Here is a 22,622-nt window from a genome sequence, read left to right on the forward strand (position 1 = left end):
TTTTATGATTTAACGGCCTACTTCCCATACACAGTACGTTATTAAATCATCACATATTTTAATCAATACTAATTACCCGTTAGTATTTAGGATCATAGGAATCTAGACGCATGTCAAACGCCAAATCTCTTGAACAGTTAGAGCAAAAGCAAGATTTTATTCGCCGCCACATTGGGCCAAGCCCAGCACAAGTAAGCGATATGCTAAGTGCTTTAGAAGTATCAAGTGTGCAAGAGCTGATCGACCAAACTGTACCTGCAAGCATTCGCTTAGCGCAGCCATTAACAGTTGGCGAAAGCCGTACGGAAGTTGAAACACTAAGCTACTTAAAATCGGTAGCAAGCAAAAATAAAGTTTTCAAATCGTACATTGGCCAAGGCTACCACCCAACGCACGTACCGCACGTAATTTTACGTAACGTACTAGAAAACCCAGGTTGGTATACTGCGTACACGCCGTACCAGCCAGAAATTGCGCAAGGGCGTTTAGAGTCGTTATTAAATTTTCAAACTATGACCCTAGATTTAACAGGCCTAGATTTAGCAAGTGCCTCGTTACTTGACGAATCAACCGCTGCTGCAGAGGCAATGGGCCTTGCAAAACGCGTATCTAAAGCTAAAAAAGCCAATGCTTTTTTTATTGCCGACGACGTACACACACAAACTATTGACGTAGTAAGCACCCGTGCTGAGCAGTTTGGTTTTGAAATAATTGTAGGTAAAGCAGAAGATGCTGTTAACCACGACATTTTTGGCGCACTTTTCCAATACCCAACTACATCAGGTGAAGTAGTCGATATAACCGACCTAATTGCTGGCGTACAAAGCAAAAAGGCCATTGCCTGTGTTGCTGCCGACATTATGAGCTTATTACTACTAAAAGCACCGGGTAAATTAGGTGCTGACGTAGTACTTGGTTCGGCTCAGCGTTTTGGTGTACCTATGGGTTACGGCGGACCACACGCTGCATTTTTTGCAACACGTGACGCTTACAAACGTTCATTACCAGGGCGTATTATTGGTGTATCTAAAGACCGTTTAGGTAACGACGCACTCCGTATGGCCATGCAAACGCGCGAACAACACATTCGCCGCGACAAAGCCAACTCAAATATTTGTACAGCGCAGGTACTACTTGCCAACATGGCTGCGTTTTACGCGGTGTACCACGGCCCACAAGGCTTAAAAACTATCGCGCAGCGTATACATCGCTTTGCTGATATTTTAGCTGCAGGCCTAAAAGCTAAAGGTGTAGCACTTAAACACAGCACCTGGTTTGATACGCTAACAGTAGTGAGCGACGGCAAAGATGATGTAATAGCGCGTGCACTTGCCAAAGGCGTTAACTTTGCCACAAACCACGACGGCGAATACTCTATTTCGGTTTCAGAAACCACCACCCGCGCCGATGTAGCTGAGCTATTTGATATTGTACTAGGTGAAGGCCATGGCCTAAGCGTAGATAGTATTGCAGCCGATATTGAAGCAAACGGTAGCGACTCTATTCCAGCTAGTTTAGTACGTGATGACGAAGTATTAACGCATCCAAACTTTAATAGCTACCACAGCGAAACAGACATGCTTCGCTACATTAAGCGACTAGAAAACAAAGATTTAGCGCTTAACCACTCAATGATCTCGTTAGGTTCATGTACCATGAAACTAAACGCGACCGCTGAGATGATCCCAATTACATGGCCTGAATTTGCAAACTTGCACCCATTCTGCCCGCTCGATCAGGCCGAAGGTTACCAAATAATGATTAACGAGCTGCACGACTGGCTAGTTAATATTACTGGGTACGATGCGGTTTCACTACAGCCAAACTCTGGCGCACAAGGTGAATACGCAGGCTTAATTGCTATTCGTAAATACCACGAGTCGCGCGGCGATGCGCACCGTAACGTATGTTTAATTCCAAGCTCAGCGCACGGTACTAACCCTGCATCTGCGCAAATGGCCAGCATGAAAATTGTAGTGGTTGATTGCGATAAAAACGGTAACGTAGACATGGCCGACCTAAAAGCGAAAGCTGAAGAAGTGTCTGAAAACTTATCGTGTATTATGATCACATACCCATCTACACACGGCGTTTACGAAGAAACCATTCGCGAAATTTGTGACATTGTGCACGAGCACGGTGGCCAAGTTTACATGGATGGCGCAAACATGAACGCGCAAGTAGGCGTAACAAGCCCAGGCTTTATTGGCTCAGACGTATCGCACTTAAACTTGCACAAAACGTTTTGTATTCCGCACGGCGGCGGCGGCCCAGGTGTAGGCCCAATTGGTGTTAAATCGCACCTTGCGCCATTTATGCCAAACCACAGCGTAATTAACGTACCGGGTACAAACATTAACAACGGTGCAGTATCAGCAGCGCCTTACGGTTCAGCCGCTATTTTACCTATTTCATGGGCTTACATTACCATGATGGGCTCAGAGGGCTTAAAACAAGCCACTGAAATGGCGATTGTGAATGCTAACTACTTAACGCACGAGTTAAGCCAGCACTTCCCAATTTTATACCGTGGCCGTAACAACCGCGTTGCGCACGAATGTATTGTTGACCTTCGCCCACTTAAAGAGCAATCAGGCATTACTGAAATGGACGTAGCTAAGCGCTTGCAAGATTACGGCTTCCATTCACCCACTATGTCGTTCCCAGTAGCGGGCACGTTAATGATTGAGCCAACTGAATCTGAGTCAAAAGGCGAGATAGACCGCTTTATCGAAGCTATGGTGTCAATCAAAGGCGAAATCGACAAAGTAATCTCTGGTGAATGGTCAATCGAAAACAACCCACTTGTGTTTGCACCGCATACACAAGCAGACGTGTTAGGTAACGAATGGGACCGCGCGTACGACCGTTTTTACGCTGCATTTCCAGTGCCTTCGGTAGCTAAAGATAAGTTCTGGCCAACCGTTACACGAATAGATGACGTATACGGCGACCGTAACTTAGTTTGTTCATGCCCAGCTGTAGAGACTTATCGCGACTAAGAACCGCGACTAATTTTTGAACTTTAATGGGTAGTAAGTTCCATTATAGTTTGGGAATTTATCAAAATTATAAAAGCCGTTGCAGCCATGTAACGGCTTTTTTGTGTGTGGTGATTCGCCATAAATTATATGAACGTAGGTTGGGTAGAGTGAAACGAAACCCAAATATACTTACTTGCTCAAAAGCCAAGAGTATGTGTTATTAGTTGTAGGCGTTTAGCTTGCTGACGCGCGGGCGCAGCCCGAATAAGTATTTGAATAGGTGTTTGAGGTTATCATCATCGATAACGCGAAGACGTTTGGCTTTTTTAGGGAATAGAAACCTTATTCAAGGTTTTGTCGCTCTGGCGACAGCAGCCAAAGAGGGGCTGCCGCTGGTCCCTCTCTGGACACTCTCAGCGTACTCGAGCATCACGCTTAATCCTTCAAGCCACAATTGATGTGGATGTAAACGCCATGAAAGCACATCCATGTGCAAGCATGGCTTTCATTTCAATGCCTACAGGGATGTAGGTACTTAGGATTTGTCGGGGACAAAATCCTGCCATGAAGTGAATTACTTATTTTAAGGGCGCTATGACGGGGGGAGACGTGAGATTAGTATTAGCAATAAGCAAGCCCAGCTCCTTAGTTCTTTTTTATTTTTTAGAAATTACCTCGAAAGATTGATTAAGTTCTTTTGTAGGTAAGACTTTGGTAAGATTGTTTGATTATAAATGTGTTTAGGGGGCGTGCTCGAAGCAAGCCCTTTTTTAGCTGTTTTCTTTTCTTATGGATTTACCTGTTTATGGAACCTACCACTATTATTGCAAAATCTGTTGCTCCAGCTATTTTAAAACCTTTAACTACTAATGTCCTAACACAACTTAAGGGGTGGCGAGAGAAAATAGAAAAAAGTAAGGAGCTCCAGGATATAAGGGATACAATTCACGCTCCTGGTGATGGAACGGAGCAAGCTCTACAGGTAATTGAGAATATAAAGAAGCGGTATCTAAAATTTAGGACCCTCATCGCTCAAGAGAAACAAGTGTATCTTGATGAAATTTATCACCCTCTTTCAATCCATTACCATGAAAGAGGGCTTAATCATAAGGTTGATGATAATCAGTTACTCTTTAATGAGAATATAACTATTTTAGTTGGAATTGCTGGGCAGGGTAAAACTACTACTTTAAGAAAAATTGTCCAAAGAGAGCTAAGCGATGAAAATAGTAAAATTATTCCGTTAATTATTACCTTGAGAGATGTAGATTGGAATAGTAATTCTTTGTCTGTAGAGGGTATTATCAGTGAAGAGTTCAGTAACTTGGGTGTATTAGTTAAGCCTGAAGCCGTTCCTTATTTATTAGACAAAAAGGCTTTATTGATTTGTTTTGACGGCTTCGATGAAGTCCCATATAAGTTTAGGCAAAAGGCGATAAGTTGTATATCTAAGGCTTTTAACTCAAGTAGATGCCAGACTTTTGTTACAACAAGACCACACACGGAGATTACCTACCTATCTGGAAATTTTGAATTAGCTTCCATAAATGATTTAGAAGAAGAATCAATTACAGCAATAATATCAGCACATCCGTTAATTGATAAGGAATATAAGGAGCTTCTTCTAAGGGCTATTTTGAATAATAAAAATTTAAGCGAGATTTTAATAACCCCTATTCTCGTTGATATTTTTATAAGTGTTTATGGTGATTTAGATATTGAACCAAAATCACCAGTGGACTTTTATAGCAATTTATTTTTTAGCTTAGCAAGCAGGCACGATAGGTTTAAATCTTTCTCTGAAGATAGCGGCTTCGAGAGACCCTCTAAAGTCGAACTAACAATTAAAGAACTATATAAAGTATTCTTAAGAAGTTCTTTTAATATACTGAAAAAATTTGAAAACGTTAGTGTCAGTGAACAAGATATTTTAGATGTTTTTTCAAATTCAGCGGCTAAAGTTTCTTCATCCAAACACAATGACAAAGCTCATGAAGAGATATCAGATAGAACTTCTTTAATATTGAAAGAAGGGAATATTTATAGTTATATTCATAAGTCTGTATTAGAGTTTCACGCAGCAGTTTTTATTCAAAAAAATAAAAACATAGATAACAAAAAAAAGATATATCAGTACTTGGCTGATAATTACGACACTAAATATGAAGGTATGCTTAGGTATTTATATGAAATAGATACGCCGTACTTTAATGAGCACTTTTCATTATATCAATTAAATAAAAGCGGAATTCTCAGTGAGTTGAAAAATGTTAGCTTTTCAGAAGTTTTCCTTGAAGCTAATGATATACCAGAATTTTATCAATTTACTATAGCGGACGACACTAACGAGGCAAGCTCAGTCAAGGCTATTAGTTATAATGATGACTCAAATAAAATGGAACAAGCTAAAAGGGTTAAATCCCTTATGTCTATCTTGAATATTGACTTTTACTCAAAAGGAGTTATACCTCAAGAAGTTATTGATTTGAATGAACTATACTTAACACGAGATGTTCATGAATTTCTACGTTCTGATTTTGAGAGGGAAAGGCATAAAGCTCCTCAGAAAGTTATCCGTTTTTCTACTAGACCTTATTTGAGAGAGTCATGTGAAATATGGGGTGAAGCTCAAACTGTATTTGAAAATATCCTTAAAGTTTGCGCAGTAACAATAGCGCAAGAAAAAAAAGAAAATGAATTAGATGATATATTAGATTAATGACAATAACACTCGGAAGGGTCAGGTTTTTCTTTTTGCCTTTCGTGATTAAGGAAAAGTGCAAAACTGCCCCAGTAACCCCATTTAAAAAAAGGGCAATAATATTGCCCTTGTGTGTATGCGCTTAAACTTATTTTTATGAACTACAGCGCTACTAAGTTTTGCTCTAATCCTAATTTAAAGCCCTTCTTTAATCGTCAGGGCCTTTTAAAGTAAATACTAAGTGTTTACGCATATCTTTTAAAATCACGCCTTTTTTAAGCATTGCGGCGCTTAAGCGCTTTTGCCATTTTAATAAATCAGGCTCTGCGGCTGCTAAAGCTTGTTCGTTTTCGAACTGAAAACAAAGCAGTAGTGAACTTGGAAATAAGTGATATTCCACATCAAACCAGCACTGCAACATACCAGGGATTTCTTCGCGCCCTTGTGCTTCTAGTTTATCGGCAACGTTAAGCACAAGTGCTTGTTGTTTTACTTGCACTGCAGAGAGTTTTTTCATTATTAAAATCCAAATTAGGGGCTAATACATACAGCCAGAATGCGGGCATTATACGCAAGCTTGTAGCTATGCAACAACTGTAGGTTGGTTTGAGCGAAGCGAAACCCAACACTCAGCCAATGTAATAGCCACAGCTAAAGATAAATACAATGCTATTTATTGTAGGCGCTTAGCTTGCTGGCGCGTCGGACGAAAGCCCGAAATATTTGGTTTTACATGTAGAGGGAGTTTGTTTTAGTTTTTTAAGCAGGAAAACGTACCTAAATTACTATTGCCCCTCCCAAAATAATGATTTCCACACCGAAAATAAAAGCGACACTATTTTGCTAAAAGCTAAAAGCTAAAAGCTAAAAGCTAAAAGCTAAAAGCTAAAAGCTAAAAGCTAAAAGCTAAAAGCTAAAAGCTAAAAGCTAAAAGCTAAAAGCTAAAAGCTAAAAGCTAAAAGCTAAAAGTGCTCATATAGTAAACACTTTCGCCCTATGCTTTAATATTAAAAAAGGGAGGGCGTTATGCGTAAAAATCGATTTTTATTTAATAAACACTTTGCGGTAATGGCTGCGCTAGGGGTTTTAGCTGTGCCGTTACCTGTATTGAGTAACGAGCCTGGGGTATTAGGTGAGCAGCTTTGTGCTAGTTGCCATAGTTTAAACAACCTTGAGCGCAGTGCGGGTTATAGCCAAGCGGATTGGCAAACACTTATAAGCTATATGGTAGATACAGGCGAGGGCACTGCGCTTAGTAAAGATATTAGCGCGTATTTGGCCAAGCATTACCCTGTTAATAATAAGCGCGAGTCAACGGTGGTTAAAGGCGATTTAAAACTAAGCTTTAAATACTGGCAAGTGCCTACGCTTGGGCAACGCGCTCGCGACCCTGTGCAAGGTGAAAACGGGCTTATTTGGTGGGTTGGCCAGTGGGGTAATATTTTAGGTAGATTAAACCCTAAAACCGGTGAAATGAAAGAGTACACTTTGCCAAATGGTACATATGCGCACAGTGTATCGCTTGATAAAAACCAAACCCCTTGGTTTTTAGGTAATAAAAATGGCACGGTTGGGTATTTAGATTTAAAAACCGAAAAATTTAAAGTGTATAAAATGCCTGATAAAAACGCCCGTGACCCGCATACAGGCGTATTTGATGATGCGGGTATATTTTGGTTTACCCTGCAGCACAGCAACATGATTGGCAGGCTAAACCCTAAAAGCGGCGATATTAAGCTGGCTACTTTACCCACTAAAGGCTCGCGGCCTTATGGTATAAAGCTTGATTCTAGCGGGACGCCGTGGGTGTCGTGTAATGGCAGTAACTGTTTGGTTAAAGTTGATAAAAACACCATGGAGCTTAGCGAAATAAAACTCCCAGGTGCTAAAACACATACTAGGCGCCTTGCTATTACGCCTGATGATATGGTGTTTTATGTAAACTCTGGCATGGGTAAACTTGGTCGCTATAACCCTAAAAACGGCAATATCACCGAGTGGGATAACCCAAGCGGTAAAAACAGCCACCCGTATGCCATTGAATATGCCGATAATGCTATTTGGTTTAATGAGTCGGCTAAGCGCCCCGAAACGCTGGTTAGGTTTGATTTAAAAACTCAAACCATGCAAAGCTGGCAAATTCCGAGTAAAGAAGGGGTTTACTCTGGCTTAATTAGGCACATGCGTATGGGCAATAACGGCTTAATTATTCATCAAACGGCTACTAATCAATTAGCCGAAATTACGTGGTCTAAGTAATTGAGTTTATTAACGCGTTATATAAAAGCGCTTAGCGTTAGTGCATTTATTTATGTGGTAGGAGTTTTTTACAACGGTTAGCAATATTTACTGTGTAAATGAAAGCACTAGTTTGGGTTTGTTATTTAACTCATTGATTAATAGTAATAATTTAAGTGGTTTAGGTTTTGCTTAGTAATAGCTGTATTTTTTAAATAAATAAAGGAGTTATTATGAGCACGGTTATTACTGGGTTATTTGAAAGCGCATCACAAGCAACACTGGCTATTTATAGATTAGAAGCATTAGGTATTAATGAAGCTGATATAAGCATTGTAGCCAATGACTCATACGCAAAGGAAGACTTTGCCTTAGACGAGGGAACCAAAGCAGCTGAAGGCGGCATTGTTGGTGCAGCGTCTGGTGGTATTATAGCTGCAATTGTTGGCGGTTTTACTGCCGTAGGTACCGTGGCAACCGGTGGTACAGGTTTATTAGTAGCAGGCCCATTAGTGGCTGCATTTGCAGCGGGCGGCGCTGGTGCTGCCGTTGGCGGAAGTTTAGGCGCTGCTATTGGGGCGTTTATTCCTGAGCACGAAGTTAAATTTTACGAAGACGCCATTGAAAAAGGCTCTATATTAATTGGTGTTAAGTACGACAGCGATAACAAAAGCGCGATTGAAGAAATACTTAAAAATGCAGGCGCGAGTAGTGTGTCTACCGCGTAAAGCTAATTAGCTTAAAGTAATAAAAAAGGTGAAACTTAGTTTCACCTTTTTTTTATGCTTTTTTACGTTGCACTTTAGTAGCTATTAGCTTACTTAGATTTACGTTTGTCGAGCACATAATGTACGGCCATTCTTGCTACGCCTGCACCAATGCCAGATACCACCGCCCATGTAACGGCTTCTTTAAGATCTGTATGCTCGCTTGGCTTGTCTTTTGGGGCGGGCTCGTTGGTTACCTTTTCCCACGATTTTTGTAAACTTTTTCTGGTTAGCATGCCAGCTGATGCGGCGGCTAGGCCTATACCTAGTGTTTTAATTAGTTGCTTGTTACTCATAATTCCCTCGATTGTTTAATAGCGATAGGGTCATCTATAACCCGTTTAATAACACTAGTATGTTCAGCAATTAGTATACCGATAGCGCAGTAGGCGTTGTGAGCATGGTTTATTTTAGCGTGTGCATAGGCGCGTATTTTGATTAAACGCGCTGTGCTATTGGCTTAGCGCGGTATTAGTTAATGCACTATTGAGTGTTTAAGCTGTTTTTTTACCCGTTTTGAGCGGTACTTAGTATTAGGCGGGTGGGCGTGTTAAGCCTGTAAAGTTGTCATTTCTTTTGTAAATTTGCACTAGTTTTTGTATAGCGTTTAAGCAAAAACACGCAGTAAATTTTAAGTATGTGTAGTGGTTAATTATCTAGCTTTGTTTATTTTATTTTTAATCAATGCGTTACGTTTAGCGCAGGTGAAATTTTTTGCCTACAGTGAGCTTGGTATAGAGATTGTACCTAATAACTGAGCAGTCGCGTTATTTACAAACCTGATACTACATGAGGAGATCACGATGAATTGTTTACAGTTTGATTCAACCGCTAAAAAAAGCGTAACACGTATTTTTAAACCAGCTTGCGCCATATTATTTACCGCTGCAATGCTACAAAATAGCGCATTGGCGAATGTAGATGTTGATATGCATGCAGTAAGTAAGTCGGGGCAAGGTGAGCTACTTGGCACCGTTACACTGACAGAAAATGAGCACGGGGTGGTATTTACCCCAGCGCTTAAAGGCTTAACGCCTGGGCAGCATGGCTTTCATGTTCATCAATATGCTAGCTGCGAGCCAAAGCAAAAAAACGGTAAAGTTGTACCGGCCGGTGCTGCTGGTGGACACTTTGATCCTAACAGCGCTAAACACCATGATGAACCGTGGAGTAATGGCCACTTAGGCGATTTACCTGCGTTATTTGTAAATGAGCGCGGCGAAGCTAAATCGCCAGTTTTAGCGCCAAGGCTCAAGCTTGAGCAGCTTAAACAACACGCAGTGATGATCCACAAAGGAGGCGACAATTATGCCGACGAACCCAAGAAGTTAGGTGGTGGCGGTAAACGTGTTGCGTGCGGCGTAATTAAGTAATACGGAGATTATTTATGCCTTATCAAAACACAAACGAGTTACCGGATTCGGTAAAAAGTAACTTACCTAAACATGCCCAAGAGATATATCAAGAGGCGTTTAATAGCGCGTGGGATACCTACGAGGACCCAAGCGATAGAAAAAACGACGACGACCGCGAAACCACAGCGCATAAAGTGGCTTGGTCTGCGGTTAAAAATAGCTACAGTAAAAATGATAATGGAAATTGGGTTAAGTCGAATAATTAGTTACTGGTACAAGTAAAAAACCAATGCATAAAAAAGCCGCTACAAAAGTTGTAGCGGCTTTTTTATAGCGCAATTAGGCTACTCGCTTTTGTGTTTGCGGCGTTTATAAAAGGCAAAACCACCCACTACACAGGCTAATATAACCGCCATTATAATAGTAAATGCCCACGGCCCAAAACTAGCAATGGCAGGAAGTGCAAGGGCAGTAACAATACCGCCGCCAACCACAGGCTCATAAAGTGGTTGTTTGTAACTAAAGGGGCGAATATGCTCGCTTGGGTTTGAGGTAGCCTGTTTTAGCATTAACAGCCCAACCGCCGTAGTGCCCATAGATTGCCCAAGCTCGCCAATTCCTCTCACTTTCCAATCTTTTGGGAAAAACCACCCACCAAAGAAAAAGTAAATAGCTGCACTATAGGCAACCCCCACTGCGCCTAAAATTAAAATACTTTGCCAATATTTAGCAAGCACCGATAAGTTAAGCGCACCCAGTGCGGCAATTATTAGTAAATCGAGGGAGAGGTTAGAAAGCAGATTTATTTGATAGTGACTAATTAAGTTACCCATGCCTGATTTATTAAGCACTATTTGCACCACTAAACCCACCATCATCGCAATGGGGAATAAAGGCATGTACTCAAGTATTTTTACCGATGAATCGGCAAAAAGGCTTTTTTCTGCTACTTGTAAGCCACTAAGAATAAGCCAAGCAACAATAACAACTGTGCCTAAAATAGCAAAGTGCAGGCCAAATGGGCGGTCTTTTACCTCTACTTTTTCGTCGTGGCTAATTTCAAGTTCTTGGTCGCCCCCATCGGTGCGGTTAGACATAATAGTCCCTAATATGATGGCGCTTATAAGGCCTATTGTTGCTATACCTAACCCCAAGTCCATACCTTTTGCAAAATCGATACTTTCAAAAGTGGATTGCAGGCCAGCTACGGTGCCATGCCCGCCCTGAAATCCCACCGCAATGAGTGCGCCGGCAACTTCGTTGGTATCAAATAAAGGGGCAAGTACTAATAATGCCGTGATCATACCCACCACATATTGGCCAATGGCAATGCTGTAGCCAAAGCTTAAATTGGGTAGGCTTTGGTTTAGCGATTGTTTAATTGTAGGTATTTTTTTACCTAAAAATAAACCTGCAAACACCACTACAATTAAATACCCTGGTAGCTCCTTCCATATGCTTGTGACCTTTTCATCTATCCATAAATTAGTGCCTTGGAGCGACAAATTAATATGCTCACCAAGTAATTGTGGCCCTAATAAAAGAGCCAATACGCCAGCAATTAACGATGAGGGCACAATTAAGCCCTTTAAAAATGTGTACTTAATTAAATTACCTAGCGTTAAAAAAAAGGCCAGTAGTAGTAACGACTTAAAAAATATAGCTATATCCATAACTGATTTAACCTATGTTTTATGCTCCTTTAAACTACTCACTAATAAAAAGAGCTATACATGTTTGAGTGCTAAATACGCTAAGTAGCAATATATATTCCAGCGATTTTTAAATTTTAAGTTATTGATAATTCTATTTTAAATATTTAATGCTGAATTGAGTGCAACGGCTTTACAGAGTGTTTGTATAATTTTCAAACTAAAGTGTTAGGTAATTACACAGGGAGCGCGCTAAACACTCGTGTGAGTTTCGCTTAAATGTGCGTTACTATTTGGCAAAATTAAGTTTGTTTAAACCCATTGGGATTACGTTGAATTATTTAGCTCACCTTTACTTTGCACAACCAACTGCCGATTCACACTTTGGCAATTTATTAGGTGATTTTGGTGGACGCAGGCACGCAGAATACCTGCCCAATAGCGTTAAAAGTGCACTAGAAAACCATTACTTAGTGGATAAATTTACCGACTCACACGCTTTAGTAAAAACCACTAAACAGTACTTTTCGCCCGAGCGAAAGCGCTTTGCAGGCGTAGCGATTGACGTTCTGTTTGATCACTTTTTAATTAGGCATTGGCAGCAATTTAATAAACACCCTTTAAATGATTTTAAACGCAGCAGCTACGCTCTTTTAAATGAGCGCATAGCGGTTATGCCACCGCGCATGCAGCATGTTGTAACCAGCATGACTACAAACGATTGGTTTAAAGAATACGAAACTATAGAAGGGGTAGGGCTTGCGCTTGATAATATAGCCAAACGCATTCGTTTTACTAATAACTTTGCAGGTTCCGCTGAGGATATAGCGCAAAACTACCATGAGTTAGAAACGGTGTTTTTTGCATTTTTCCCTGAGTTAATTGAACATGTAAAAGAGAGCGCTCTTGAAAGGGGTTATTAAAAACAATGCTTAAATGTGTTTAATATTGAACGTGCATTATTACGTGTACTGCTAGTTTATTTTTGTTAAATTTCGCGGCTCTATTATGCCATTTGTATAGCTTAAAGGATTAACTAAATATGGATTTTTCTACGATTTTGGCCACGTTATTAGGCCAGCTTTGGTATTTTATACCGCTGTTTATTTGTATTGGGGTTTTTAAAACACCTTGGTTTAAAGGAGCGATGGGAGAGTGGCAAGTTAATGTGCTAATTAAACTGTTTTTAAATAAGGCAGATTACACGTTAATTAAAAATGTGACGCTGCCTACTTTTGAAAACGGCATTGAAAATGGTACTACGCAAATTGATCATATTATTGTGTCTGAGTTTGGTGTGTTTGTGGTGGAAACTAAAAACATGAAAGGTTGGATTTTTGGTTCAGCAAATCAAAAAATGTGGACACAAAAAATTTTTAAACACTCATCAAAATTTCAAAACCCACTGCATCAAAACTACAAGCATTTAAAAACACTTGAGTCGTGTTTAAACATAAACAGTAACGCATTATTTTCGGTTATTATTTTTATTGGCGACAGCACATTTAAAACTAAACTACCTGAAAATGTTAGGTTTGCACGCGGCGGTATTGAGTACATTAAAAGTAAAACCGAGCGAGTAATTAGTGCTAATACTAAAAACGATATAGTAAATACAATTGAAAGCGGAAAATTAAAACCAAGTTTTAAAACAAATCGCCAACATGTAAGCCATGTAAAAACGATTATTGAACAAAAGCAGGCGCCAAAAAAAGAACGCTCAGAAACTCAGATATGCTCACGTTGCGGTGAGAAAATGGTACTACGTAAAGCAAAGAAAGGTACTAATATAGGAAATACGTTCTTTGGCTGTAGTGCATTCCCTAAATGTAGAAATAGTGTTGAAATTTAAAAGGAAGTAGATTTTATGCCCGATGTAACGGCACTGTTTTATATAGCTATTATGGCTTTTTATTTATTACACAAAAACGAAGAAGCCAAAATATTAGTACCCGTTATTGGATTTGCTGCAATCCCCCTTTTTAGCAACGATTACTGGCAATGGTTTCAGCTTAGTGCGGCACTGAGTGTTGTGGTTATAGTGATAGAAAAAGAGAAAGCAGGGTATACAGGCGGTGGTGCTGTTTCGGCATTTGCTGCATTTTTTATCGGCGCTTTATTAGTTAGTATTTTTATACACGCGACTTCGTCTGCGGTTACTAGTTTAAACTCTACAAACTTTAATTTTAAACATCCACTAAGTTACGCGTGGCCTAGGGAGGTTGTAATTTTATATGCGTCTGCGTTTATAGCTGCATTGCTTGGGATATTGTTTAACGTTCGTATGCTTGTAGCTTTTTATGGCGCAGTAATTATTGCGTGTTTACTTGCTGTTTTACCTCACTTTTGTGGCTCTTTTTTATATGGCTTAGCATTAAGTGTAATTATTATTGTAGTTACTTTTGCCGTGGCATTTATTAAAAAGGCACAAGAAGAAGCACGCTTTATATTTGCTTATATTGGTGCAGGGTTAATACAAGTGAGCTGTTTGGTTAAGTACTTTAGCTAACTATTTTTTGAACGACTGCTCAAGTTGTGGTTTAATTGTAGCTACTACTTTTAGGAGCGTTTTATGATCAAATTTTATTTTCACCATACACCTAACCCAATGAAGGTTGCTTTGTTTTTAGAAGAAACAGGGCTGCCGTTTGAACTTGTGCCACTTGATACCTTAAAAGGTGAGCAACACACACCTGAGTTTAAAGCCATCAATCCTAACGCAAAAGCACCTGCCATTGTTGATGGTGAAACTCGTGTGTTTGATTCGAACGCTATATTAATGTACCTAAGTGAAAAACACGGTAAGTTAGCAGGTAAGGTAGAGAATCGCGCCGAAATGCTTTCATGGTTAATGTTTATAGCATCGGGCCTTGGGCCGTATTCGGGGCAAAGTGTACACTTTAGACACATGGCGCCTGAAGGGCTTGATTACGCAGTTAATCGCTACTTGCGTGAGGCGCAGCGCCATTACGAAGTGCTTGATGCACACCTTGAAGGTCGCGACTTTATAGTGGGTGATGAATACACCATTGCTGATGTATCTGCTTGGGGTTGGATTGATAAAGCGCCAGTAGTACTTGGTGAAGAAGGCCTAACGCCATACCCTAATTTAAAGCGTTGGTTTGAAAGCATTGATAGCCGCCCAGCGGTTGCGCGTGCACGCAAAATTGGCACCGATGTCGCCTTTAAAAAAGAGTTTGATGAAGAAGCCAAACGTGCGTTTTTCCCATCTAACTACCCGAAGAGCTAACGCGAAAAAGTAAAAAAGGGCAATTAATATTGCCCTTTTTTTTATGTATATTAATTGCTTAGCTTTATTATAATGCCACTAAGCTTTGCGTGAGCATTGCTTTAATTTGTTTAACTATGTTGGCTTCTGTTTCGGGTTCAAATTGTTGAATACGCGGGGTATGGATATGCCCAGTAGGAATGCTCGAATTTAGCGCGTCACGCAGGCGAATACTACGATACGATATTTCGTTAGACAAGTAACCACCCCCGCCGCCATTTACCGCAACACTGTTTTTAAGCGCGCCGTATGAGCCGGCTTTAAAGGTTTTATTAAGTGTAGTTACTTCGCGGTTGTCGATTACTTTATATGGGCCTTTGGCGTTTTGCATGGCGCTTACTGGTAGGCTAAATTTTACAAACTCATTACCTGGTAGTGGGCGGCCATTTAGCTTGGGTATAACAGGACTTGTTTGCGTACCACCGTAGACAATATTGGCGTTATCTGGCGCGGTTACGCTGCGGCGTTTACCAGGAAAGTGCTCTAAATCAAACTCGGTTCTGCCCATGCTAACCGTTACAACCATGTCGACGTTGTTAAGTGCGTAGTAGGGGGCAAGGAGTGATTCTATTATACCTTGGTCAAAGTCTTCGTAGCGTACTGGTACCATAACCGTGTTAATTTCGGCGCTAACGCCATTGTAATTAATAACTTGGCCGTCGAGTAACAATGCGGCGACCCCAGATGGGTTACTTTGGTTGATATTTTTGTCGAGTAAAAAAGGGTCAAATCCGGTAAGTATAATTTTTTTATCACTGCCTGATGAAAAAGCTAAATCGGTGCGGCCTCGGCTGCCCTCTTCAAGCATGCTTAGCAGCGTATTAATTTGCGCGTCAGATAGCTCAACGTTAGCTTCGGTTGTACGTATTACTTTGCTTGAAAGCAAGCGCGCCCAGTAAAGTGCTCGGTCGTCGTAATTGTTAGTTTTAATAATGCGTTGCTTAGCGCTTTCCCACAGCTCAAAACTATAGGTTTGAATGAGCTGCTTTGCCTCTTTAAAGTTATTGAGCGCTTTAAACTGTTGCTCAAAGGTGGTTACTTCTTTATTAAAGGCGTTTAACACAGTGGGCATAGCTGTTTGTGCTTTGCTGATGCGTTGTTCTTCAACGGTGAGTGGATTACTTAAAGCTGCGAATGAAGAGGCCATTAAGCTGGTTGCTAGTAATACTTTGATCATGATACTCCTAATTAAGCCGTTGTTATTTGAGTAACTTACTATCCTACTATTAAACAGTGAGGGCAATTATTTAAAGTTGAATTAACTGATATCTGGTACGGATGGAATGTTACATTATTACATTTTGATGAATTTAGCAAAGCGCCGCACTTCTAGCGGGTTATTTCATTTACTATAGATTTAATAAAAAACACGGGAATAAAATAATGGTTTCTAGAAGAGAGTTTTTATTTAGTGCAGGCTCGCTTGCGTTTATTGGCTTATCGCGCAGCGCAATGGGTAACGTTGCTTTACCTGAAGTAACAACAAAGTTACCTGCTTATGGCCCATTAATAGCCGACCCTCAGGCCTTATTAGATTTACCTAAAGGCTTTAGTTATCGGGTTATATCGGCACTTGGCGATAAAATGGATGATGGTTTAGACGTACCCGACCGTGCCGATGGCATGGGTTGTATTGCATTAGATAACGAACGCGTAGCCCTTATACGTAACCATGAGTTACAACCTAAACACATTAATAAAGCATCTGATTTAATTAGTAATCACAAAACCCCTTTAGCCTATGATTCATTTAAAAATGGTGTAGCTTTGCCTGGGGGCACTAGCCATATAATTTATAACTTAAAAGAGCAAAAGCGCGAGCAAGAGTATTTATCGCTGTGTGGCACAATAAGAAACTGCTCAGGCGGTGTAACGCCGTGGGGTAGTTGGCTAACCTGCGAAGAAACCGTTATGGATAAAAGCGATGGCTTGTCTCAATCTCACGGTTACATTTTTGAGGTACCAGCCAGCGCCAAAGGCCTAATTAAGCCAGAGCCATTATATGATATGGGCCGCTTTAATCATGAAGCCGCAGCAATAGACCCACAAACTGGTATTGTTTATTTAACTGAAGATAGAGGCGATAGTTTGTTTTATCGGTTTATTCCTCATCATCGCGATAAGTTAAATAAAGGCGGCACATTGCAAGCTATGGTAATTAAAAACCAGCCTCAGTTTGATAGCCGAAATTGGGACTCACCAGCCATGCCATTACACAGCGACCTTTTAGTTGAATGGATAACGCTCACAGACCCTAAAAGCCCAAATGATGACCTACGTAAGCAAGGTTATAAAAAAGGTGCAGCCTTATTTGCACGAGGAGAGGGAATACATTGGGGTAAAAATGAGCTTTATTTTTGCTGTACTAATGGGGGCAAAAAGCAGTTAGGTCAGGTAATGAAGTACACACCTTCAAAAAACGAAGGCACTGAGTTAGAGCAAAATGAGCCTGGTAAAATACAACTATTTGTAGAAAGTACAAACGAGTCGTTATACAACTTTGGTGATAATTTAACGGTAGCACCTAACGGGCATTTAATTGTATGTGAGGATCAATACACAGACACGGTGAATAACCATTTACGCGGGGTGACACCCAAAGGAGAGGTGTATAACTTTGCTAAATTGCATGCGCAAACAGAGCTTGCTGGGGCGTGTTTTTCACCTGACGGGCAAACCTTGTTTGTAAACGTATACATGCCAACTAAAACGTTGGCTATTACTGGTCCTTGGGATCGTTTTAAGCTTTAAAGTGGTAAAAAATACAAACGCTTAGTATAGGTATACTAAGCGTTTGTATTTTAACAATCCTTGTAGAATTACCAAATCCGTTAGCAAGCTTTAATCATCCTTGGTGCATTTACTACATCCTTTATGTAATAAGCAACGGGTCCTTGTAGTTTGCACTTCATCCTGTACCTACTTATGTAACGTATCCTTGTATCTTTATTAGTCCTTTAACTCTTATTAACATTCCTTGTATGGCAAAGTGGGTAATAAATTAATGATTTAGTTTACCTGCAGACGATTCAATGTGTGCACGTACAAACCATTGAAACTGCTCTAAGTCACCTAGCTGGCTGGTGATCATATCCTCTGATACTGGATCTAATTCAGACAGCGTGCCAATGGCTTTGCGGTGGTCGGCGTTTACGCCACTGTATACTTTGTCTAATGCACCTAAATGCTCTACTACAAAGGCTTTACCTAATGAGTATTCTTCCCATGTGCGGCGATCTACAATTGACTTAGGTGTACCTTGTGGCGTACCGCCTAATGTAGCAATACGCTCTGCGATGGTGTCGGTCATTTCGCGAATAGCATCGACTTGTGGGTCTAACATTTCATGCACACCAATAAAGCTTGGGCCTACTACATTCCAGTGAATATGCTTTAAAGTAAGTTGTAAGTCTAAAAGCGCTACGAGTCGGTTATCGAGTGTTTCAATTGTTTTTTTTGCTGATTCGTTATCCATACCTGGGGCTGTAAATTCAATTGGGTGTTGTGAGTTACTCATAATGTCTCCCGTTGTGTAATTTGTTGTATGTAGCCATTGCTACCATTTAACTTGCAATACATGAAGCAAAGCCTATGCCTACCAAGTTTATTCATTTAAATTGTTGATATTTAATGCTTTATTTTTACTTGGGTACGTAGGGTTAAAAAAGGAGAGACGTAGAATATGAATTTTATGCACTTATTTTTGTAAATTGTGCACAGTAGTAAAAAAGCTGTGGCTGTTTATCGATTGAGTTGAAATTTGTTTATGCTCAATGAGGCGTAGTCTGTGTAATACATCTACCTAAAGTACCTAGCCTTACAATTCACGCCGTTATTAAATTGCCTTTAAAGCTCACCTTAATATTACACGCGCTACAACCTCTAAATAAAACCCAGTAAATAAGCTAAGCAAGGGTATACAAAATATAAAGGCGCTTATTTATTACCTGCGTAATGATTAATTCAGGTGTTTTATAAAGGGCTAACGCTGCTCTTTTAAAGCCGCGCTACTAGGCTTTACTGCTTAGATTTTAAAAATCAGCCTTTGTGCTTATTTAATCTCTTTAGTTGGTGAATGCTCACTGATATACTCCCGCCGCATTTTAATTGGGGTTATGTAAATAAATCATGAATTTTTTAAAAACACTGTTTACAACATCTATACTGCTTTTGTCTCACTCAGCACTAGCAGAAAATTGGAGCGTCACACAGCTTCACACAAATTTTGGCGATGCCTTAAATCCCTTTACCGGGGAGTCGTCATTTACACGCACCTACACCATAGAGCATGCCTCAGAGCATGATTTAGGTGATAACTACTTTTTTATCGACTTTTTAAACGACAGCCTTAGTGATGGTTTTCAAGATACGGGTATTTATGGCGAGTGGTACACAACACTTAGCTTATCAAAAGCCTTTGATACCTCTGTGCGTTACGGTGCAATAAAAGACACAGGTTTAGTTTTTGGTATAAACGCCGGTGAAGAGGGGTTAATGAAATACACCCCAGGCATCAAGCTCAGCTGGGATGCCCCAGGCTTTGATTTTTTAACAACTACTTTTGCAGGTTATATTGATGCCAACGGCGGCGTGCAAAAAGATCAGCTAGCCAAGCAAGACAACAGCATTTTTATAGACCTTGCATGGGGTGCACCTTTTACACTAGCTAGCCAAGCATTTTATTTTACCGGCCACGTAGAATATATTTCTGGGCGTGATGACGAACTAGGCAATAAAGTTAATGAGTGGTTGCTTGCTCAACCCGCTGTGCATTGGGATGTAGGGCAAAACTTTAATTTAAACCCGCAGCAGTTGATGGTAGGGGTAGAGTGGCGCTATTGGTACAACAAGTTAGGGACTAATAAAATAGAAAACCAGCCCTTTTTACATGCTATTTGGGTATTTTAAGCAAAGCTTGCTTTGCTAGGCTGATAAAAAAATAGCGCCTTTTGGCGCTATTTTTAGTCAGTGTGGTTGGAACTTTAAGTGGTTGGTTGTTACTCATAACCACGAGGTTTTTTGGTTTTAATAACTGCAATATAAGCATGCCAACTGGCGTAACTAAGCAAAGGCATAATTACAATAAAGCCCGTGGCGCCGGTAGCAAAACCAACAGCTACCAATAAAAATATACAAATTGACCATACCACCATAGCGGCAAAGTTAGTTTTTACAGCGTTCATAGAGCTTATTACAGCGGTCATAATATCTACTCGGCGCTCCATCATTATTTGTGGAGCAAAAGCAGAAAGCGAAAATACAGTCACCAGTAATACCCCTCCTATTATGCTGCCTAACGTTAAAAACGCCGATAACTCTTCAAAGGTGGGATTGGCGTGGCTAGGATACAAAGCATGCACAAGCGCGGCTAAACGCATCCAAGCAATCATGATAACCATTAGCATTATTGCAAAGCCCCATTCGCCTACTGGGTTTCTAAACATCGACTTTATAGAGTGGCTAAGTGTGGGTTTATGACCTTTTTCAAGCTCCCATGCTACATCGTAAAGGCCTGCCGCGAAGGCTGGGCCTATTAATGCAAACGCCACGGTTGCAGGCAGTATTACTAAATATGTACCTGTAAACATTGCCCAGTAAACAATAGCAACAGGAATAAGGGTAAATATTACCCCGTAAATAAGGCTCAATATGGGCGCACGGGTCATGTCTTTAAATGCCAGTGCTAGCCAGTGAAAAGCCGCAAATGTGTTTACCTTATTGCATTCAATGCAGCGGGCAAATTCAGAGTGTTTATTAATCGTATTTGTTGTTGGCATAACAACGCTCCTTAACAAGGTGTCTCTTAAAGGTTTAGAACATATTGGCTTTATTTACAAATGTAAGGGCTGAGTAAAATTAGAGATTGAATAATTAAAGAGAAATTTTTAATTATTGGGTATCAATAACTTAATTTTTTTGTTTATAGATAAAACTATACGAATGAAAAACTTGAATTGTTCAATAAGTAGTCGGTTTATTTTGTGTCATGCCTAAATTAAAGAATTATTGTAGCCCAAGTAGGTAGGCTACAACCGTAAACAATAATAAGTTAGATCATTTCAGCGTCGATGTGACGTATTAAGTTTGTGACCCAATTTACATACTGACGGTGAATTTTTTTGCCATTGTAATTAAGGTTTTTAGAGCTAACGTAACTAACACTATAAGCAGTTTCATCGAAGTTAATTGCAACTGTTAGTTGGTGAGTTCTAATGTTCAAAACACCATTAATTACTCCTGCAGATTCAGGTGTACACTCCCACCCTAGTTTTATACAGGCTTTAACTATCCCTTTTTCGATCTGTTGAAGATCGCTATTCGTTGAAGAAATTTTTGGAATTGGATGGTCCTCAAAATTTTTAACTGGGACAGTTGTTGTGCAGCCTACAAAGAAGGTAAGTGCGGAGGCCATAAGTAGAAGGGAATGTTTTTTCATAATAGTCCTTTTTAATATTTAGCGAGCAGTAACCTAACTGCTACACGAGATTTACAGGTGCAATTATCGGTAAATTTACTTTTTAAAACCAGAGGTAATTTGTATTAAAGGATTATTTAAATTTAAAACGTAATAGAGCTGCTTTATATAAAAATACAATATAAAACTCGTAGGCAGGTTAATAAAAAGTTAATATAAAGTGTTTTGTATGCTTTTGTATTTACAACCAGTCTAACAGGAACAATAAAATGGATGAGATAATAAATAATATTGATGTAAATCAGTATTTGCCGGCAGCAGTAATGTGGGCAACAAATATTCTAATGGCAATTGTTATATTACTAATAGGCTTATGGCTTGCGGGTAAAGTGCGCAATATGATTATTAGTTTATGCCATAAATACACTCACTTTGATGACACGCTGTTTCGCTTTTTAGGCAGTATGGCGCGCTATGTTATTTTAGCGTTTGTATTTATTGCCGTGTTAAACCGCTTTGGTGTGCAAACAGCTTCAATAATTGCGCTATTAGGTGCGGCAGGTTTAGCTATTGGGTTAGCGCTGCAAGGTGCTATGTCTAACTTAGCTGCAGGTGTAATGTTACTTATATTTAGACCTTACAAAGTAAACGACTTTATTGAAGCCGCAGGGCGCTTTGGTAAAGTTACCGAGGTTGATATGTTTACAACTATTTTGCAAACGTTCGATAATCAGCAAGTTATTATCCCAAATAGCCAAATTTGGGGAGCGCAAATTATTAATCACTCGCATCATCCTATTCGCGGCGTAGATATGCACTTTGGTGTGGCATACGATGAAAACACCGACGCTGTTCGCAAAGTTATTGATAGCGTGCTTGAGGCTCACCCACACATACTAAAAGACCCAGCTCCTTTTGTTGAAGTAGAAACACTAAACAACAGCTCGGTAGACTTTTTAGTAAGACCTTTTTGTAAAGGCGAGCACTACTTCGAAATTTTATACACGGTGCCAGAGCTGATTAAAAAAGCCCTTGATGAAAACAATATCGAAATTCCATTCCCACATCGTAAAGTTATTTTAGTTAACGAGAATAAAGATTAAGGCTTAAACCTAAGAGCACTTTATAAGTGCTCTTTTTTTTGCCTGAAAAAGTTACACACCTGTGTAATTTTTTCTTTTATAAATTACCTCAAATACTACTTTTTTGTCTGTACAGCCC

Annotated in this window: 20 protein-coding genes; 13 read left to right on the top strand and 7 right to left on the bottom strand. The window is 40.0% G+C overall.

Going from position 1 to position 22,622, the window contains the following annotated elements:
- Positions 1-110 precede the first annotated feature (110 nt).
- Both gcvP and PSH54_RS09305 read left to right on the top strand, forming a co-directional pair.
- Positions 111-3,002, top strand: a complete 2,892-nt coding sequence (gene gcvP / locus PSH54_RS09300; protein WP_273605995.1) for an aminomethyl-transferring glycine dehydrogenase — start codon at positions 111-113, stop codon at positions 3,000-3,002.
- Between the two features lie 787 nt (positions 3,003-3,789).
- On the top strand, positions 3,790-5,703 hold the full coding sequence (locus PSH54_RS09305; RefSeq protein WP_273605996.1) for an NACHT domain-containing protein: 1,914 nt from the start codon (positions 3,790-3,792) through the stop codon (positions 5,701-5,703).
- Positions 5,704-5,893: 190 nt separating this feature from the next.
- Here the strand turns inward: PSH54_RS09305 and PSH54_RS09310 are convergent, their stop codons facing one another.
- On the bottom strand, positions 5,894-6,202 hold the full coding sequence (locus tag PSH54_RS09310) for a hypothetical protein (RefSeq protein ID WP_004587588.1): 309 nt from the start codon (positions 6,200-6,202) through the stop codon (positions 5,894-5,896).
- Positions 6,203-6,711: 509 nt separating this feature from the next.
- Between PSH54_RS09310 and PSH54_RS09315 the strand changes: the two genes are divergently transcribed.
- Together PSH54_RS09315 and PSH54_RS09320 are read left to right on the top strand one after the other, a co-directional pair.
- A complete protein-coding gene (locus tag PSH54_RS09315; RefSeq protein WP_273605997.1) occupies positions 6,712-7,944 on the top strand; it encodes a Vgb family protein in 1,233 nt (410 codons plus the stop codon).
- Positions 7,945-8,156: 212 nt separating this feature from the next.
- The gene (locus PSH54_RS09320; RefSeq protein ID WP_004587586.1) at positions 8,157-8,651 is read left to right on the top strand and encodes a hypothetical protein; all 495 of its coding nucleotides are present in this window, start codon (positions 8,157-8,159) and stop codon (positions 8,649-8,651) included.
- 89 nt (positions 8,652-8,740) lie between these two features.
- On the opposite strand, the gene PSH54_RS09325 is transcribed toward PSH54_RS09320, so the two are convergent.
- Positions 8,741-8,986 (bottom strand): DUF4235 domain-containing protein, encoded by a 246-nt coding sequence (locus tag PSH54_RS09325; RefSeq protein WP_004587585.1) that lies wholly within the window; start codon positions 8,984-8,986, stop codon positions 8,741-8,743.
- Positions 8,987-9,493: 507 nt separating this feature from the next.
- Here PSH54_RS09325 and sodC point away from each other — a divergent pair.
- Together sodC and PSH54_RS09335 are read left to right on the top strand one after the other, a co-directional pair.
- On the top strand, positions 9,494-10,063 hold the full coding sequence (sodC, locus tag PSH54_RS09330) for a superoxide dismutase family protein (RefSeq protein ID WP_096042283.1): 570 nt from the start codon (positions 9,494-9,496) through the stop codon (positions 10,061-10,063).
- A 14-nt stretch (positions 10,064-10,077) separates the two neighbouring features.
- A complete protein-coding gene (locus PSH54_RS09335) occupies positions 10,078-10,311 on the top strand; it encodes a ChaB family protein (protein WP_121637933.1) in 234 nt (77 codons plus the stop codon).
- 78 nt (positions 10,312-10,389) lie between these two features.
- Here PSH54_RS09335 and PSH54_RS09340 read toward each other — a convergent pair whose 3' ends face one another.
- Entirely contained in the window at positions 10,390-11,718 is a 1,329-nt protein-coding gene (locus PSH54_RS09340; RefSeq protein ID WP_273605998.1) for a sodium/glutamate symporter, read from the bottom strand.
- A gap of 311 nt (positions 11,719-12,029) precedes the next feature.
- On the opposite strand from PSH54_RS09340, the gene PSH54_RS09345 reads away from it, so the two are divergent.
- The 4 genes from PSH54_RS09345 (at position 12,030) to PSH54_RS09360 (ending at position 14,947) form a co-directional block, all read left to right on the top strand.
- Positions 12,030-12,620, top strand: a complete 591-nt coding sequence (locus PSH54_RS09345; RefSeq protein ID WP_273605999.1) for an acyl carrier protein phosphodiesterase — start codon at positions 12,030-12,032, stop codon at positions 12,618-12,620.
- A 119-nt stretch (positions 12,621-12,739) separates the two neighbouring features.
- Entirely contained in the window at positions 12,740-13,549 is an 810-nt protein-coding gene (locus PSH54_RS09350) for an NERD domain-containing protein (protein WP_273606000.1), read from the top strand.
- Between the two features lie 15 nt (positions 13,550-13,564).
- Positions 13,565-14,206: a hypothetical protein gene (locus PSH54_RS09355; RefSeq protein ID WP_273606001.1), complete on the top strand. Its 642-nt coding sequence runs from the start codon at positions 13,565-13,567 to the stop codon at positions 14,204-14,206.
- A 63-nt stretch (positions 14,207-14,269) separates the two neighbouring features.
- A complete protein-coding gene (locus PSH54_RS09360) occupies positions 14,270-14,947 on the top strand; it encodes a glutathione S-transferase family protein (RefSeq protein WP_154945664.1) in 678 nt (225 codons plus the stop codon).
- Positions 14,948-15,014: 67 nt separating this feature from the next.
- On the opposite strand, the gene PSH54_RS09365 is transcribed toward PSH54_RS09360, so the two are convergent.
- Entirely contained in the window at positions 15,015-16,163 is a 1,149-nt protein-coding gene (locus PSH54_RS09365) for a hypothetical protein (protein WP_064386426.1), read from the bottom strand.
- Positions 16,164-16,369: 206 nt separating this feature from the next.
- On the opposite strand from PSH54_RS09365, the gene PSH54_RS09370 reads away from it, so the two are divergent.
- The gene (locus tag PSH54_RS09370) at positions 16,370-17,737 is read left to right on the top strand and encodes an alkaline phosphatase PhoX (protein ID WP_273606002.1); all 1,368 of its coding nucleotides are present in this window, start codon (positions 16,370-16,372) and stop codon (positions 17,735-17,737) included.
- A 250-nt stretch (positions 17,738-17,987) separates the two neighbouring features.
- Here the strand turns inward: PSH54_RS09370 and dps are convergent, their stop codons facing one another.
- On the bottom strand, positions 17,988-18,503 hold the full coding sequence (dps, locus tag PSH54_RS09375; protein ID WP_004587573.1) for a DNA starvation/stationary phase protection protein Dps: 516 nt from the start codon (positions 18,501-18,503) through the stop codon (positions 17,988-17,990).
- Positions 18,504-19,114: 611 nt separating this feature from the next.
- On the opposite strand from dps, the gene PSH54_RS09380 reads away from it, so the two are divergent.
- The gene (locus PSH54_RS09380) at positions 19,115-19,894 is read left to right on the top strand and encodes a nucleoside-binding protein (RefSeq protein WP_055252763.1); all 780 of its coding nucleotides are present in this window, start codon (positions 19,115-19,117) and stop codon (positions 19,892-19,894) included.
- A gap of 89 nt (positions 19,895-19,983) precedes the next feature.
- On the opposite strand, the gene PSH54_RS09385 is transcribed toward PSH54_RS09380, so the two are convergent.
- Positions 19,984-20,763, bottom strand: a complete 780-nt coding sequence (locus PSH54_RS09385; protein ID WP_004589488.1) for a DUF2189 domain-containing protein — start codon at positions 20,761-20,763, stop codon at positions 19,984-19,986.
- 272 nt (positions 20,764-21,035) lie between these two features.
- Positions 21,036-21,422, bottom strand: coding sequence for a hypothetical protein (locus PSH54_RS09390; RefSeq protein WP_064386431.1), 387 nt, complete (start codon positions 21,420-21,422; stop codon positions 21,036-21,038).
- Positions 21,423-21,670: 248 nt separating this feature from the next.
- Here PSH54_RS09390 and PSH54_RS09395 point away from each other — a divergent pair, with 248 nt between their 5' ends.
- The gene (locus PSH54_RS09395; protein WP_004589490.1) at positions 21,671-22,504 is read left to right on the top strand and encodes a mechanosensitive ion channel family protein; all 834 of its coding nucleotides are present in this window, start codon (positions 21,671-21,673) and stop codon (positions 22,502-22,504) included.
- Positions 22,505-22,622: the final 118 nt, after the last annotated feature.

Origin of the sequence: Pseudoalteromonas sp. Angola-30, from assembly GCF_028599215.1 — a bacterium.
GTDB classification, from domain to species: domain Bacteria; phylum Pseudomonadota; class Gammaproteobacteria; order Enterobacterales; family Alteromonadaceae; genus Pseudoalteromonas; species Pseudoalteromonas atlantica.